Origin of the sequence: Nitrospira sp., from assembly GCA_029194675.1 — a bacterium.
In the GTDB taxonomy this organism is placed as follows: Bacteria; Nitrospirota; Nitrospiria; order Nitrospirales; family Nitrospiraceae; genus Nitrospira_D.
This window is the reverse complement of sequence record JARFXP010000001.1, coordinates 563,409-578,776: the sequence shown is the minus strand read 5'-3', so window position 1 is coordinate 578,776 and position 15,368 is coordinate 563,409. Positions and strand designations below refer to the sequence as shown.

At 55.6% G+C, this 15,368-nt stretch carries 13 protein-coding genes; all 13 read left to right on the top strand.

Annotated features, from left to right (window positions below; all coding sequences use genetic code 11):
* The first annotated feature begins 47 nt into the window (after nt 1–47).
* The 13 genes from P0120_02750 (at nt 48) to P0120_02690 (ending at nt 15,345) form a co-directional block, all read left to right on the top strand.
* Nucleotides 48–884 carry an RNA methyltransferase gene (locus P0120_02750; GenBank protein MDF0673250.1) on the top strand — a complete coding sequence of 279 codons (837 nt, stop codon included), beginning with the start codon at nt 48–50 and terminating at the stop codon, nt 882–884.
* 69 nt (nt 885–953) lie between these two features.
* Nucleotides 954–2,210 (top strand): TolC family protein, encoded by a 1,257-nt coding sequence (locus tag P0120_02745; GenBank protein MDF0673249.1) that lies wholly within the window; start codon nt 954–956, stop codon nt 2,208–2,210.
* Entirely contained in the window at nt 2,207–3,406 is a 1,200-nt protein-coding gene (locus P0120_02740; protein MDF0673248.1) for an efflux RND transporter periplasmic adaptor subunit, read from the top strand. The genes P0120_02745 and P0120_02740 overlap by 4 nt, the downstream gene beginning before the upstream one ends.
* Before the next feature lie 4 nt (nt 3,407–3,410).
* The gene (locus P0120_02735) at nt 3,411–6,638 is read left to right on the top strand and encodes a CusA/CzcA family heavy metal efflux RND transporter (protein MDF0673247.1); all 3,228 of its coding nucleotides are present in this window, start codon (nt 3,411–3,413) and stop codon (nt 6,636–6,638) included.
* Between the two features lie 32 nt (nt 6,639–6,670).
* A complete protein-coding gene (locus P0120_02730) occupies nt 6,671–7,027 on the top strand; it encodes a c-type cytochrome (GenBank protein ID MDF0673246.1) in 357 nt (118 codons plus the stop codon).
* A 434-nt stretch (nt 7,028–7,461) separates the two neighbouring features.
* Nucleotides 7,462–8,289: a hypothetical protein gene (locus tag P0120_02725; protein MDF0673245.1), complete on the top strand. Its 828-nt coding sequence runs from the start codon at nt 7,462–7,464 to the stop codon at nt 8,287–8,289.
* Nucleotides 8,290–8,408: 119 nt separating this feature from the next.
* Nucleotides 8,409–8,618, top strand: a complete 210-nt coding sequence (locus tag P0120_02720) for a helix-turn-helix domain-containing protein (GenBank protein ID MDF0673244.1) — start codon at nt 8,409–8,411, stop codon at nt 8,616–8,618.
* Nucleotides 8,619–9,171: 553 nt separating this feature from the next.
* Nucleotides 9,172–9,399 (top strand): hypothetical protein, encoded by a 228-nt coding sequence (locus tag P0120_02715; GenBank protein ID MDF0673243.1) that lies wholly within the window; start codon nt 9,172–9,174, stop codon nt 9,397–9,399.
* Nucleotides 9,396–9,809, top strand: coding sequence for a hypothetical protein (locus P0120_02710; protein MDF0673242.1), 414 nt, complete (start codon nt 9,396–9,398; stop codon nt 9,807–9,809). Before P0120_02715 ends, P0120_02710 begins: the two co-directional genes overlap by 4 nt.
* Nucleotide 9,810: 1 nt before the next feature.
* Complete coding sequence (locus P0120_02705; GenBank protein MDF0673241.1) at nt 9,811–10,941, top strand: phage major capsid protein; 1,131 nt, start codon at nt 9,811–9,813, stop codon at nt 10,939–10,941.
* A gap of 885 nt (nt 10,942–11,826) precedes the next feature.
* Complete coding sequence (locus tag P0120_02700) at nt 11,827–12,270, top strand: hypothetical protein (protein MDF0673240.1); 444 nt, start codon at nt 11,827–11,829, stop codon at nt 12,268–12,270.
* Entirely contained in the window at nt 12,267–14,240 is a 1,974-nt protein-coding gene (locus tag P0120_02695) for a phage terminase large subunit family protein (GenBank protein MDF0673239.1), read from the top strand. Before P0120_02700 ends, P0120_02695 begins: the two co-directional genes overlap by 4 nt.
* 370 nt (nt 14,241–14,610) lie before the next feature.
* Nucleotides 14,611–15,345 (top strand): JAB domain-containing protein, encoded by a 735-nt coding sequence (locus P0120_02690; protein MDF0673238.1) that lies wholly within the window; start codon nt 14,611–14,613, stop codon nt 15,343–15,345.
* The last annotated feature ends 23 nt before the right edge of the window (nt 15,346–15,368 follow it).

The following is a 15,368-nucleotide window of genomic DNA, read 5'->3' as shown; positions in this document are numbered from 1 at the left end:
TATGTTCTTCAGTGTGATGACGGGTGTATAGGTGTATAGTGGGTGCCGTGCCGAAGCTACCGGCTCTCACTCGTGCACAGACCTCCCTGATCCGGCAACTGTTTCGCGATAAGAAAACCAGATCGAGAGAAGGAGCCTTTGTCCTTGAAGGGACCAAGTCCTGTCTTGATCTGATTCATCGGCACCCTCAGTCCATCCTCAGCCTGATCGTATCGCCGCGGCTTCTCTCTGACGAGGCCGAGGCGGACCGCAAGGTGCGCACGAAACTGTCTGTGCGCCAGTTTGTTTGCCCGGACGCCGATTTCGAAAAGTTGAGCGATGTGGAGATGCCGCAAGGGATGCTCGCGGTCGTCCGTCAGCCTCGATGGGACGAGGAGCAGGTGTTCAAGCAATCGAGAGTATTTGGAATCTACGGGGACAGGCTTCAAGATCCAGCGAATGTGGGAGCGATTATCCGAACAGCCGCGGCGTTGAATCTGTCCGGAGTATGGTTGAGTGCCGATTCCGCCGATCACTTCAGCCCTAAAGTCATTCGTGCTACGGCCGGCACCATCCTGAGCCTTCCGGTCTTCCAGGCGCGAGACTTTCGAGCCTTCTCCTCGTACGGATGTGACATCTATTCGGCAGTCCTGGCTTCGACTGATATTATCCCGATCAGGAGTATTCGGACGATACCCAGCCGCCTCATGATTGCTGTTGGAAACGAAGGAGCGGGGTTGGCTCCGGACATCGTGAAGGCGTCTCGCGTCAGGTTTTCTATTCCCCTGGCCCAGGGGGTGGAGTCATTGAATGTCGCGGCAACCGCGGCGATCTCGGCGTTCTACTTCAGCGGATTGCCGCTCGAGTCCGAGTGCGGTTCGGCAAGACCCCAGCGCATTGCCTAGACATTTGAAAATAGAATGCATTCGGTCTACCATGATTTGCCGTCAATGATGTTGCCACAGGAGATGACGATGAGAATAGTTCTCGTGCTGGTATGTGGGATGAGTCTAGGACTTGGTGTGACCACGGCCTCTGCACAATCCGATGGGCAGCTGTACAGTCTCGACATGATCGTCAATCTGGCTTTGGCGAGAAATCCTTTGGTTTCGCTCGCCGAGGGAAACATCGACCAGCAGAAGGGTCACCAGGTAACGGCAGGCGCGTACCCCAACCCGACTGTACTCAGCCACGGCGGTCATGGGAATCTTAAAGACACGATCGTTGGACCACCGGAGAATGTTACGTCAATCACCGAATATAACGTGACAGTCGGTCAACCGTTCGAATGGCCGGCCATGCGGGCCGCTCGGCAACGAGTTGCGGATCTCGGGCTGGCGACCGCCAACGTCGGCATGTTGGAGACCCGATTGAATTTAGTTTCGCAGGTGAAGGTGGGCTTCTATGATCTGTTGTTGGCACAACAAGGCGCCGACCTCGCGCGCCAGAACCTTGACATCGTCGAGGGGGTGGCGCGGATCGTGAAAGCAAGGGTCACGTCGGGCGAAGCGCCTCAATTTGAATCCATCAAGGCCGAGGTCGAAGTCCTGAAGGCTCGGCAGCTACTCGCACGTGCGGATAATCTTGTTCGGGTCAACCGCGTTGCTGTCGACACCTTGACCGGTGGTGCGCTCGGGCCAACCTATATGGTCCACGGTGAATTCAGAATGCTTCCTCGTGACTTGCGGATTGAAAGTTTAATGGCCCGTATGATGGAGCAGCATCCGACTATCCAGCGCTTGCTGAAGTCCGTAGAGCAATCGGATTGGAAGATTGAATTTGAACGGCAAGCGCGGGTGCCGAATCTCACCGTCGTCGGCAGTTATTGGCGCGAAATCGGGCGGGAAGCGATCCAAGGGGGCCTCTCCGTTCCACTGCCGCTTTGGTACCGGCGTCAGGGAGAAATTGCTTCATCGTTAGGCGCGAAGCGTCGTGAGGAAGCCGAGCTGCTCCGGATGCACAACGAACTGGGACGCGCCGTCTATCAACACTATCAGGATGTCCGCACCACGGCGGAGTTGATTGAGGTGTTCGATAAAGGCCTACTGAGACAGGCTCAAGAGGCTCTGAGGATTGCGCAGTTTAGCTTCCAGCAAGGGGCCTCCAGCCTGCTCGAAGTATTCGATGCGCAACGTGTACAACGGCAAATCCTACTGGACTACGCCCAAGCACGGCACGACCTCTCCGTCTCGCTGACCAGACTTGAACAGGCGGTGGGAGGATTGTTGTGAGGAAAGCTCACCGGTCGATCAGACTGATTCACATTCTCGCCTGTGTTGTCATCGGTCTCATGACCGCTGGTAGCGGGTGCGATTTTTCTGCTTCCGGAGACGCGGCTTCGAAGCCTCCGGTGCCGACACCGGCCGAGGGAATCGTTCGATTGCCGAGTGATCAGGTAGTCAGTGCAGGGATAGAGGTCCATCCCGTCGCTCGCAAGGAATTTCGAACCCATCGAGATTTCCCGGGCACCATAGCACCGAACCAGCATGCCCTGGCGGAAGTGACGACGCTGGTACGTGGACGGGTCACAGAGGTGTATGCGGATCTAGGCCAACAGGTCAAGGCAGGTGACCTGCTTGCCCTCCTATACAGCGGCGAATTGGGCATAGCGCAATCGGCTTATCTGAAGGCGGTTGCCAGGCTGTACGTCGCTGAGCAATCCTATGAACGGGCAAAGATGCTTTTGGAGGAAAAAGTCATCGGCTTGGCTGAGTCTCAACGGCGTAAGGGAGAAATGCTCAGTATTCGCGCGGAAAAACGAGAAGCTCGGGATCGGTTGGAACTGTATGGAATGTCGGAGAAGCAGATTCGCCAACTCGATGGCGACCACTCGATTCGATCATTCGTGCCGATCGTGGCGCCGTTCGACGGCCGGGTGATCGCCAGGAATCTGACCAAAGGAGAGGTCGTCGAGACGACAGAGAAGTTGTTCGTCGTCGCGGATCTTTCAGAGGTATGGGTGCTTGCCAACATTCCTGAAAAGGACATCCCATATATCAATGCTGGCCCGACCCCGGAAGATCAGCGCGTCGAAGTGCTCGTCAACGCCTATCCGAACCAGGTCTTCCACGGGACAATCACGTATGTCGGCGACGTGCTCGATGTCGCCACGAGGACGATGAATCTGCGGCTTGAACTCCCCAATCTGGACAAAAGGCTGAAGCCGGAAATGTTCGCGACCATTCGGGTGTATTCCGAGCCGGAGCTGAACGTCTTGGTCGTGGCGGAAGCCGCCGTCCAGCGAGATCGGGAAAGAAAATTCGTGTTTGTGCAGCGTGAGCCGAGCGTCTTCGAGGTCCGCGAGGTGAAGCTGGGCGATTCCAACGGCCGTGAGGTCAAGGTGCTGGATGGGCTCCGAGAAGGGGAATCGGTCGTGACGAAGGGCGCATTCGTTCTCAAGTCCGAGCTGCTCGGGGAGCAGGTCTAGCCGGATGCTCGCCTCCATTCTGGAGTTCTCTCTCCGCCAACGGGTTCTTGTCGTGGCGCTGACCTGCCTGTTGGGCGCCGGAGGGTTCTATGCCTTCCGGACGATCGCGATCGATGCCTTTCCCGATGTGACCACTGTGTTGGTGCAAGTGGTCACCAAGGTTCCGGGACTGTCACCCGCCGAAATCGAACGATTCGTGACGTTTCCCATGGAGTTGCAATTGACCGGGGCGCCGGGACTCACCGATATTCGATCGCTCTCCAAGGTGGGCCTATCCATGATTACCGTGACCTTTCGAGACGACATCGATATTTATCTGGCTCGCCAAGTCGTCCTCGAACGCATCCTCGAGGTTCAGGAACTGCTCCCACCGGGGGCCGTCTCACAGCTGGTTCCGAACACGACAGGCCTGGGGGAAGTCTATCAATTTTATCTGGAAGGACCTCAGGACAATCAGCCAGGGTTCGTGATCACGGAAGCGGATCTGATGGAACGGCGCACGCTTGAAGACTGGGTGATCAGGCCCCTGCTCAAGGGGCTACCGGACGTTGTGGACGTCAATTCGATGGGCGGTTTCGTCAAGCAATATCAGGTGCTCGTCGAACCGGGAATGCTCAGGAAATATGGTCTTGCGCTGCACGAAGTGTTTGGTGCCGTCGCCAAGAACAACGCCAATGCAGGAGGAAACATTCTTGAGAAGGACGACGAGAAGTATGTGGTCCGCGGAGTGGGTCTTATTAAGACGCTGGAGGATATTGAGAATATCGTCGTCAAGGAAGCACATGGAACACCGGTCTATGTCCGCGACGTGGCGGAAGTTCGGATCGGTCACGCCGTCCGGCATGGCGCCGTCGTCGTCAACGGTGATCGTGAAGCGGTCGCCGGCATTGTGTTGATGCTCCGAGGCGGCAATGCCAGGGACGTGGTGCAGTCCATCAAGGACAAAGTGGAAGAAATCCAGCAAAAAGGCATTTTGCCCGGAGGCCTGCGCATCGTGCCGTTTTATGACCGCATCGAACTGATCACCGCGGCACTGAACACGGTTTATAAGGCACTCATGGAAGGCATCGTCCTGGTGGTGGCGATCTTATTCTTGTTCCTCGGCAACGTGCGCAGCGCGCTCATCGTGACCGCCACGTTGATCGTGACACCGCTGGTCACCTTTATCATTATGGACCGCGTGGGGCTGACGGCCAATCTCATGTCGCTCGGCGGGCTGGTCATCGCGGTCGGGATGATGGTGGACGGCTCCGTGGTCGTCGTCGAGAACGTGTATCGCCATCTATCCGAACATCGCGAGGCTCAGGGAGACCGAAGCGGCCTCATCATCCGGGCAGTGACCGAAGTGGGGCAGCCCGTCATTTTCGGGATTCTGATCATCATTCTTGTCTTCCTGCCGATTCTCACGTTGCAGGGCATGGAAGGGAAAATGTTCCAGCCCTTGGCCTATACGATCATGATTGCGCTGATCGTGTCGTTGGCCTTCTCGCTGACGTTGTCTCCGGTGCTCTGCGCAATGGCACTGAACAAGGGGAGCGAAGAGGATCCCTGGTTGTTGCGGTCGATCAAACGCGCGTACCTTCCCATGCTGAATTGGGCCATGGCCCATCGCCGCACGGTCTTGACGAGCGCGTTGGTGCTCCTCGGAGCCAGCTTGTCCCTGTTCCCGTTCCTGGGGGGAGAGTTCATCCCGATCCTCAACGAAGCGGCCATCGCTCCCCAAATGATCCGGTATCCGAGTATTGCATTGGAACAATCCATCGAGATCGAAAAGCAAATGCAGCGGGCCGTGCTCGAGCTGCCCGAAGTTCGGATGGTGGTCTCCAAGATCGGGCGCACTGAGTTGGGGAACGATCCCCAGGAACCGAACGCCAGCGATCCGGTGATCAGCCTGGTCCCGATAGATCAATGGACGACCGCCAAAACCAAGCAGGCACTCGATGACGCAGTCCGCAAACGCATCGAGAAGGTACCTGGCGCGAACTTCCTCATCAGCCAGCCGATTCAGCAGCGGGTTGACGAGCTGGTGTCAGGAGTCCGATCTGAGGCGACAGTGAAAATTCTCGGTGACGACCTGAAGACGCTGAGAACTCTTGCGGAACAAGTTCAGGCGATCATGAGCAGCATACGAGGCGTCGGCGATATTCGTGTCGAGCAATTGTTCGGCCAGACCTATCTGACGATCGATATCAATCGCAGCAAGATCGCCCGGTACGGTATCAATGTCATGGATATTCAGGAAATCATCACGACGGCGATCGGCCAAGAAGCGGCCACTCGTGTCTATGAGGGGCAAAAGCGCTTTGACTTGACGTTCCGGTACCCTGAAAAATACCGGGACAGCGTCGAGACGATCAGCGATATTCTCCTGACGACGGCCACCGGGGCTCTGATTCCGCTCGGCGATCTCGCCGCGGTCGAACTACGCGAAGGACCCTCCCTGATCAGCCGGGAAGGGTTGCACCGACGGATCTACGTGGGGTTCAACACGGTCGGGCGCGACATCGAGAGTATCGTTGCGGAAGCCCAAGCCAGGATCGACAAGGAGATCAAACTTCCGTCCAGCTACCAGATCACCTGGGGCGGCTCTTTCGAGAACATGCAGCGAGCCATGGCGAGGCTCAGAGTCATTGTGCCGATCACCATTGGTTTGATTTTTTTGTTGTTATTCGCCTCGTTCAATTCGCTGCGCCATGCGGCGCTGATCATCTTGAATCTGCCGTTCGCGCTGATCGGAGGCATCGTCGCCCTCTGGCTGACAGGGGAATATCTCAGCGTGCCGGCGTCCGTCGGCTTCATCAATCTCTTCGGCGTGGCTGTGTTGAACGGGATTGTGCTCGTTTCCTATATGAACAAACTCCGAGAGGACGGCCACAGTTTGGATGATGCCGTCACCTCGGGCGCTCTACTCCGGCTACGTCCCGTCTTGATGACGGCGTTGGTTGCACTTTTGGGGTTGGTCCCACTTGCTTTTGCCAACGGGATCGGCTCGGAGGTGCAGCGGCCATTGGCGGTCGTCGTCATTGGCGGCCTTGTAAGTTCGACGCTGTTGACCTTGATCATGTTGCCGGTCCTCTATCGGTGGCTGGAAGGCCGCTCGAATCACCCGATGCATCCGGGGGAGTCACAAACCAGATCGACATTTGATGGACACCAAACAACGGGCGAAGCTTCTCATGGTAACGGTGAACCACGCTTGTCTCGCCACCCTGGCGAGATACCTTCGACGTGATGAGTGAACCGTCTAAGAAGGATTGCTTTGATATGGGCAAGGTATTCATCAAGATGGTCATGGGGCTGGCGGTGATCGTAGCGGGAAGTCAGCTCGCGATCGCTGCGCCGAAGGAAGCAGATTCATCGAGTGCCGACCAGACCAAGGGGAAAAGAATTTTTGCCCAGCATTGCGCAGGATGTCATGGGACAGCAGGAAAAGGGGACGGCTACTTGCTGTTGGGCCCTGATCCCGCCAATCTTACAAGGCCGGCGACGAAGACAAAGTCGGATGTGGCCCTGCTTCAAACCATCCACGAGGGAAAGCCTAACATGCCTTCATGGAAAGCTCGCTTGTCGGAAAACGAGAGTCGCGCCGTACTGGCCTATATCCGGACCTTGGCAAAGTAGAGAGATCCGGCCGAATCCGCTCCCAAACCACCTGTCAGCCCCTGTCAAAACCAAGCACACACAGCTCTCATGGCCATTCCTTGCCGGTGGTTGAGCCGGGCGGACGTTACCGGTACTGCTGACATCATCAGGGCAACTGTAGCAGCTGGACTGGAATGTGGTGCCGAGGGACAGAATCCAGAGCATGGGTGTTGTCCTGGTACGTCCAGTACCATGTATGCTTATTTTGTACGGGTTTAGATGGCCTGAGGAATGGCCGGTATTACCACGTGCTGGTCGGTTCGTTAGCTGTGCGTTAGCTACCTTGACGAAAGAAACGTGAACCTCTAGAACACCTGAGGCCCTAAGCAGCGCCTGATCCGCGCTGTGACGCGCCGGCTCCTGCCCGGCGTGGGCCTCTCTTCCACAGCAGGAACCCCTGACAGGAGGGGACCTTGCTTAAGAAGCTGCGCCAGAAGAAATTTCTTTCAGATGCCTACATCCGGTGTAAGTGTATAGAGGGAGATCCACCCTCCATAGCTGAACTCCGCTCGCGACAGACCATCGCGGAATTCCTTCGACGTAAAAAATGGGAACCACCGCCGATGCAGAACGCCAGCGATGATGTGAAAAAAGCCGTGCGACAACAGAGTAAGAAAGAGCTATGGGAAGAGTCTCAAGGAGTGTGTTTTCTCCTTAGGAATGAGCGAGATGGCGCCGATCTGAGAAACAAGAGAAGGCTTATCCGTCTGTACATTCACATCGATGATAGGATGACCAGGAACAAGTATATTGCCAACTGGCCTATTGTCAGCGAGTATGTGCGTCAGCTCAAGCAATCGCAGGGATTCTGGAATGATGGTGCTGGTAGATTCTTTGAAATGCTCGAAGCGAAACGAGTCGCTTCTCGTGGGAAGATAGGGTATGCCAAACTTGCCGAATTGATCAATAGACGAATTGAAAGACAGATTCGCGCAAAGCAACGAAATGAGGTGGTAGCGGCATTGAACGTCTATACCAAGAAAACGGACAAAGAAAATATGGAAGAAGCCATTAGGCGAGGATATGACACAAGCGTCCATCATGAAGACGCACGCGACCTGCTAGGCTACTTCGACTTTTCTGAAGATAAGATAAAGGAAATCACATGCGGAGCGGAAAAGGCCATCACGGAAGGTAAAGCGCCGGACTTCGCAGTCGGAAGACATTCTTATACTGGACCAATTACTACCGCTCAGGTTAGAACAAAGCTCCTCACCTACCGTCGATTACTATCTAGGTAGTTCGCCCCTGTCGAGAAAAGCACCGTTCTGCACATAGCCCAACATATTCTTACTCACGTATAAACTCTCCAGCACTTAACGGTTGTTTTTAATATCTAACAACCCAAGGAAGGAGAGTTATGAAAAGGCATTCGTCCAAACCGCGCAGTTTTAAGTTTGATCATCTTCCGGACTGGATGACGGTCGTAGAAGCTCGCACGTTTCTGCGCCTGAGTCGATCGACAATGTACGACCGGCTCCGGAGCGGAGAGATTCCTGCTCGCAAATTCGGCCGGCAATTCAGAATTCCTAAGGAGTCGCTTCGTCCGACCGGCGTCGATGCGCTATAGAGATGCCCAGTCCAAAGCGGTGGAGTCCGATCTCACAGCTCATCAATAGCGACCCTGAGGTTTGGGAATTTACCGACAAATTTTCAGACCGGGCCTTGAGGACTCTTATCGAGGTCATGATCGTTCTCGATCGTGGGGACAACTTTTTGAAAACCTCCAGCCAATGGCTGGCGGGACTCTCCAGGACCACCCGCCAAAAGTCAGCCAGCATCCAGCGGCAGGTTGACTGGATGGTAGCCAAAGGTTGGCTAGTGGTCAGTGAGACGCTTCCGGATGGTTCGCCAGCCGCTTACAGCGCACGGAACTACTGGAAATATCATAAAAGACAGGAACCAAAAGGGGCTAAACAAGAATCCGATGCGGGATCGGTATCCGGTCCCTCCCTTCCCTATCCTAACCATCCCTTACCTTCCTCTTCGGAGGGGAGGGCTGTGAATCCTGTGAATAGCGGTGAAAGATACGATGGAAGGAAAGCTGTCAGTAGGGAAGAAAATAGCGGCTTCGAGAGTACGGGATCGGTGATTGAAGAATTCAGGAAACGTGGAGGTCTCCAGTGAAGTCGATCGAGGAGGCCGGACGCAGATTTCAGACCGAATTGCTCCATCACTTTCACTGCGATCGATCGGATCTAACCACAGCCCACAGCACGACCCGCGATGATTCAACCCACGCGAAGTCGACCAATCCCGCTGGAGAAGATTTTCTTGATGAACTGCTCAGGCGCTTTCACAACGATCGCTCGTATCTTGTCTTCGACCAACCCGGCGAGGCAGCGGCGTGAAAGCAGTAGGTGTCAGTCTCAAAGAGGCAGCTCGCGCCATTGGAATTAATGTGTCCACGTTGCGACGAGACATTATTGCCGGATGCCCCACTGTGGAACTTGGGGAAGTCGGGCGCGGGCGAGGCAGCCGTGTCGATCTCGAAGAAGTCCGTCGGTGGCGGGCTAGAAAGCGCGGGGATGCGCTGGCCGTGCTGGAGTTTTCGCTAATACAAGTATTTAAATCTGGACTCTCGGAGAAGATCAAGCTCGAACCGGGCAAACTTGCCTACATCCTGCTCAAGACCTACGAGCAAGCACACGAACATGTGAACAACGAACCTCTCATCGACCTTCCAATGGAAATGATGCAGCTGTGCGCGATTATTTTAGACTGGCTCGAAAGTGGAAACTTTCTTAACCAGGAGAAATGAGATGAATGTCTTGGAGAGAACAACGGTCGAGCGGGTTCAGAATTTACTGGAAACAGTGGTGCCACGAATCGGCCTCACGAAAAAAGAAACTCGGCGATGGTCGATGTTTAAGGCCATTTCGGCATTGCGGCCGGGCGCGATGAATAGTGCGTTAGTTCGCGAGCAGGCGGCGTTTGAGATCGAGGCTTCGAATGCTGTCGCCAAGCAGCTCGGTCGCGAGCTGACCACTTCCATTTTCGTCCCTGCTGAAGTTTTGGAGATGCCTTTGGACCTGGCGGCTGCGCGGCGTTCCTTGTCCACGGAGGTGCCAGGCAAAGGCGGGTATCTCGTCAACGTCGAAAATATGGGCTTCATCGACATCCTCCGCAACCGCTCCGTCGCCTTGGCGATGGGCGCGCGGACCATCTCTGGCCTCGTAGGCAATGGTGTGGCGATCAGGCAGACGGGGAAACCTACGGTCACGTGGCAGAGCGGCGAGGGGACAAGCGTGACGGCTGGAGATCAGAATTTGGGCCAGCTCAGTATGACGCCGAAAACGGTCATTGCTGTTACGGATGTCTCTGAGCAACTTCTTCGGCAAGCCTCGCCATCTGCGGAGCAGTTCGTCATGGCCGATTTGGCAGCCGACGTGGCCATCGACGGAGTGGACAATGCTGTGATCCATGGCCTCGGCGGGGCGCAGCCCTTGGGAATCAAAAATGTTCCGGGCATCGCGAGCGGGCAGGATGCCGCCTCGGCCACCTACGCCAAGATCCTGGCGTTTGTGTCCACCGCTGGTGGAGCGAATGCGATTAAGAGTAACCCTGGATTTGTCACCAATACGGCCGGGGCGTCAGTGCTCATGCAGCGGCAGCGGTTCTCCGGTACCGACACGCCACTCTGGACCGGCAACATGATGGATGGGCAGTGCGTCGGGTTAAGATCGATGTCCAGTGAGCAGATTGCTTCCGGTAACTTGATTTTTGGATCGTGGGGAGAAGTCGTGATTGCGGATTGGGGTGTGCTCGAGCTCGCCATGGATCACAGTGGTACTCGGTTCAACCAGGCGCAAGTCGGCATCAGGGCGATGTGGATGGTCGATGTGCTGGTCCGCTATCCGCAAGCCTTTGTCGTGAGCACGAATTTATCATGATGGGCTGGGATGACTCACGCTTTTCGGTTCGTGACTGGGGTGGGACGACCACACACACGCCTCAACCTGTGGTGGTCGTTTCCGCCAAAGAGCTGACGCCGAAGAGGAAGAAATTCCACGTGAAGGAGTGGCGACCATGAAGCGCACAAGACATTGTTCCGAATGCGGGCGATCCATCCATCTCACATTCTCAAAAGCCGGAGGCAACCAGGCGCGACTCCGTAGGCATGGCGCGGAGCGGCCAGCCCATCATGATTTGTGTGATAGGTGCTATCGCTCGCTCAGGTCACGTGTGGTTGCTGCGCGCATGCTACCCATGCCGAATTGGGCGAAACGCCAGCGCTCCACGCTCTTTCGCATGGATATCACAAACACTGAAAGAGGGATGTAATGCCACAAGAGTTAAGAGGTCTATTCACAGTTTTGTGCCCAAAATGCAGGCAGCTCGCGCCAACGTTTGTAAACGGTCGGTTCGAGTGGCATTGCTCACATCGAAAAGCGACGGTGCGCGAGACAGAAGGCAAGCGCATTTATTCCTTGGGCGAAGACAGTGCAGCGCTGGCAGAGATTAGAGGTTAAGGGGGTCCTTCTCTTCAATAAAAAACATTGCGGGTCGCATCTACGCAGAAACAAGCTAGTCGCTGCTTCTGAATATAGCCTTAGTTAACTTAGCTAGTAAAGCTATGGAGCAACGATCGAAACGAGGCGAATGATATCCATCGCGCTTTGATTCGGAACGCTCCTGGGCCAATTGTGGAAAGGAATCTATTTCTAATGTTGCCAGGGAAGCAATCTAGGCCCGGACATCTCACACGATATGCGAAGCACGCCGGCATTTCGGTTGCTTCTGCCTCGCAGGCCCTCCGAAGAGTCGGCATTGAGTACATGGAACCGTTTGATTTTGCCGATGCGGACCGTCGGCGCGAAGCGGCACGCCATGCCGACCGAGTGCCATTTTCCAAGCCCATTTATGGACAATCTGGAGACGACAACGATCCCGATACTCCTCCGAGTGGTGACAATCCGAACGATCCCAAGATTCAATCGTTTTCCGAAGCGCAAACAAAGGAACGGGTTTTTCGAGCTAAACTTAGCGAGCTTGAATTTTTGACGCGCACCGGGCAACTGGTAGGAAAGGAACAGGTGAAGACCGATGCATTCCGCCTGGGCAGGATGATACGTGACGCCATGCTGAACCTTCCGTACCGCCTTGCCGGCGTCATCGCGGCGGAAACTGATCCGGAGAAAATTCACGACTTATTGACGAAAGAAATTCGGCAAGCGTTGGAGGCCTTGGCCGCCAATCCATTAATGAAAGAGTCTGCATGACGGTCTGTGTCGACGATGATCTATTCGAACTCTGTGCGGACAGGGAATGCTACCCGCTGGCGCTGTGCTCAGGCCTGCAACCTGATCCTGAGGAGACCATCGACGAATGGGCCGACGCCAACGTACAACTCCCGAGCACCGTGGCCGAGCCGGGCCGCTGGCGGACCAGCCGCACACCGTTCCTCCGGGAGATCATGCGCTGCCTCTCGCCGTCGCACCCCTGCGACACCGTCGTCTTCATGAAATGCGTACAAATCGGCGGCACGCAGATCGGCGTGAACTGGATGGGCTTCATCATCGAGCGCGCCATCGGCGCTATGCTCGTCTTCGAACCGACCAAAGACCTCGCCAAGAAAATATCAAAAGAAAAAGTGGACCCCATGCTAGAGCTCACGCCCTGCCTCAAGGACAAGGTGAAAGAGGCCCGCTCGCGCGACAGCGGGAACTATACGTTTTCAAAACAGTTCATGGGCGGCTTTCTGAACTTCATCGGTTGCAACAGCGCCATCGGCATGCGGTTCACCAGCGCGCGCCATATCTTGATCGACGAGGTCGACGGCTGCCCGCTTGATGTCAACGGGGAAGGCCATCCGGTCGATCTCGCCGACAATCGCAGGGCCACCTTTTCGCGGTCGAAAAAATACGAAGTCTCGACGCCACTGGAGGCGGCAACCAGCCGGATCGAACCGGATTATTGTAAGGGCAGCCGCGGGCGCTACTACGTGCCCTGTCCTTCGTGCGGACACCGACAGCATTTGCAGTGGGGGCAGCTGGCCTATACCTTCGACGGTGTCCCGCAACCGGACCGGGCCGCCTACCGGTGCGCGTCCTGTCTAGATTTAATCGACGAACACCACAAAACCTGGATGCTGGAGCAAGGCGAATGGGTGCATGAGGATCCCGCCAACCCCGTCCAGTCGTTTCACATTAATGCGCTCTATCAGCCCTACGGCTGGAAACTGTCGTGGTCGAAGCTCGCCATTATGTGGATCGACGCAAATGAAGAAGCCGCGCGCGGAGACACGCGCAAACTCAAGACGTTCATCAACACCATCCTGGCTGAGACGTGGGAGGAGAAAGGCGAAAAGGCCGACGAAGACGCACTCTACAGGCGCCGTGAGACCTATGAAGCCGAGTGTCCTGCCGGCGTGCTCGTGCTGACCGCCGCGATCGATGTCCAGGACAATCGCCTCGAAGTCGAAATCGACGGATGGGGGATCGATGAGGAATGTTGGAGCATCGCCAAGCGGGTGTTTCCCGGCAGTCCAGCGCAACCCATGGTGTGGAAGGATGTCACGGATTGGCTTCAGCGCAAATGGACGCACGCCTGTGGCATCGCGCTGCGCGTCGAGTGCGTCGTGGTCGACACCGGGGGCCATCACACCAAACAGGCCTACTGGTACGTGCGACGGTATCGCGGCCGGTGCTATGCCATCAAGGGAAGCAATCAGCAGGGATCACCGCTCGTGCCTCCACGGCCGACGAGGCCTCGCGGTGCGACCGTGCACCTGTATCACGTGGGCACCGTGGCAGCAAAAGACACCCTGTTTGCTCGCCTCTCCCTGATCGAACCGGGCCCAGGCTACATCCATTTCCCCATGCGTCCGGAATACGACGAGGAACATTTCAAGCAACTGGGCGCCGAAGAAAAACGGAACATCTACGATCGAGGTGTGCAGAAGGGCTACCACTACGTCAAGACGCGGGCTCGAAATGAAGCCCTCGATCTGAAAGTGTACAACCTCGCAGCGATGACGCTTCTCAATCCGAACTTCGAAAAGCTGGCGGCGAAGCAGGCGGCTTACATCCCACAAGTGGAAATTCCAGTCGACGACGAAACAGGCGAAGACATGCAGCCCGTGGCCGTCGTGCAGGAACCAGCACCGGCGAAGCAGGAAGAGACGAGTTTCGTCAAGCACTACAACCAGCCAAAGCGTCGCGGAGTGAACTTTGTCACAGGGTGGAAGTGAAAAATAGGTTGGCTTCTAGCGTCGAAGCAGAGTCAATCGTCCACCGATCACGGTCGATGTTTAGGGATTTGGCCCTTTTTTTCAAGGTCCGCTAGATGGTTTTCAGCCAACTGAAGCAAAAGAGCCTTCACGGTCGTCCGCTGGACGGCGGCGGCAATCTTCATCCGGTCCATGAGGTCTCGGGGTACCTCTCGCAGCATCCATGCCCCCGATTCAGCGTCTTGGGTTTTCCTCTTTCGCATGACGGACCATACCACGGTCAGCTTAGCTAGACAATGCACTTGACTTAGCTAGCTAATCTCATATAGTGTCGTCTGGTGTCATGAAGCATCCATATCAGCGGCTCGCTGTCTCAGAAAGGCGGTCACAGATGGATTCTCACATCAAACAGACGGTTCCTGAGTTATCCATTTCCCTTGTGAAAGATGCACACTCCAGGTTCGCTTCAGCGCCTATTTCATGCTCAGAACAATTCTTTAATGTGTTCCGTGATGGCTTCACCGGACTCGATCGCGAGCATTTTGCGGTCGTGAGTCTCACTGCTAAGAATAAACCTATTGGTTTCCACGTCGTGTCGGTCGGTTCGTTGACACTGAGCGTCGTTCACCCTCGTGAAGTATTCAAGGCGGCCATTCTTCAAAATGCCGCTGCAGTGATCCTTGCGCACAATCATCCGTCTGGTGATCCCACTCCAAGCTCAGAGGATAAGTTTCTCACTGGGCGATTGGTAGAGGCGGGTGACATCCTCGGGATAAGGGTTCTCGACCATATTGTGTTTGGAGATACGACGCATTACTCCTTTGCCGATAACGAAATCTTGAGTCCATGTACGAAGGAATCATTGCATGGCGCGCCGGCCTCTTGCAGAAAAAAAGCTTCTGCAAAAAGGGCCCGTACGATTAGAGGAAGCGTGCGTAGTCGCGGAACAGTGACCAATGGCCAATGGTTCTACGATGTGTGCACCCTTAATTCAGATGGCAGCTGGAATCTACTGGGTAAGAAGCGAGCATCGAAAGTTCTCGCTGCAAAGGATCTAAATTTTTTTCAACGTAGACCAGCGTATCTGAATGCCTTCCTGGCACGTGTGGTGATGACGCGAGTCTGATGATCCCGAGTTCAAACGAGGGA

Bases quoted from the DNA above. Each gene is read 5' to 3' on its own strand.
- P0120_02690 (MDF0673238.1), top strand. From the start codon at position 14,611: ATGGATTCTCACATCAAACAGACGGTTCCTGAGTTATCCATTTCCCTT.
- P0120_02695 (MDF0673239.1), top strand. From the start codon at position 12,267: ATGACGGTCTGTGTCGACGATGATCTATTCGAACTCTGTGCGGACAGG.
- P0120_02700 (MDF0673240.1), top strand. From the start codon at position 11,827: ATGGAACCGTTTGATTTTGCCGATGCGGACCGTCGGCGCGAAGCGGCA.
- P0120_02735 (MDF0673247.1), top strand. From the start codon at position 3,411: ATGCTCGCCTCCATTCTGGAGTTCTCTCTCCGCCAACGGGTTCTTGTC.
- P0120_02745 (MDF0673249.1), top strand. From the start codon at position 954: ATGAGAATAGTTCTCGTGCTGGTATGTGGGATGAGTCTAGGACTTGGT.
- P0120_02705 (MDF0673241.1), top strand. From the start codon at position 9,811: ATGAATGTCTTGGAGAGAACAACGGTCGAGCGGGTTCAGAATTTACTG.
- P0120_02720 (MDF0673244.1), top strand. From the start codon at position 8,409: ATGAAAAGGCATTCGTCCAAACCGCGCAGTTTTAAGTTTGATCATCTT.
- P0120_02730 (MDF0673246.1), top strand. From the start codon at position 6,671: ATGGGCAAGGTATTCATCAAGATGGTCATGGGGCTGGCGGTGATCGTA.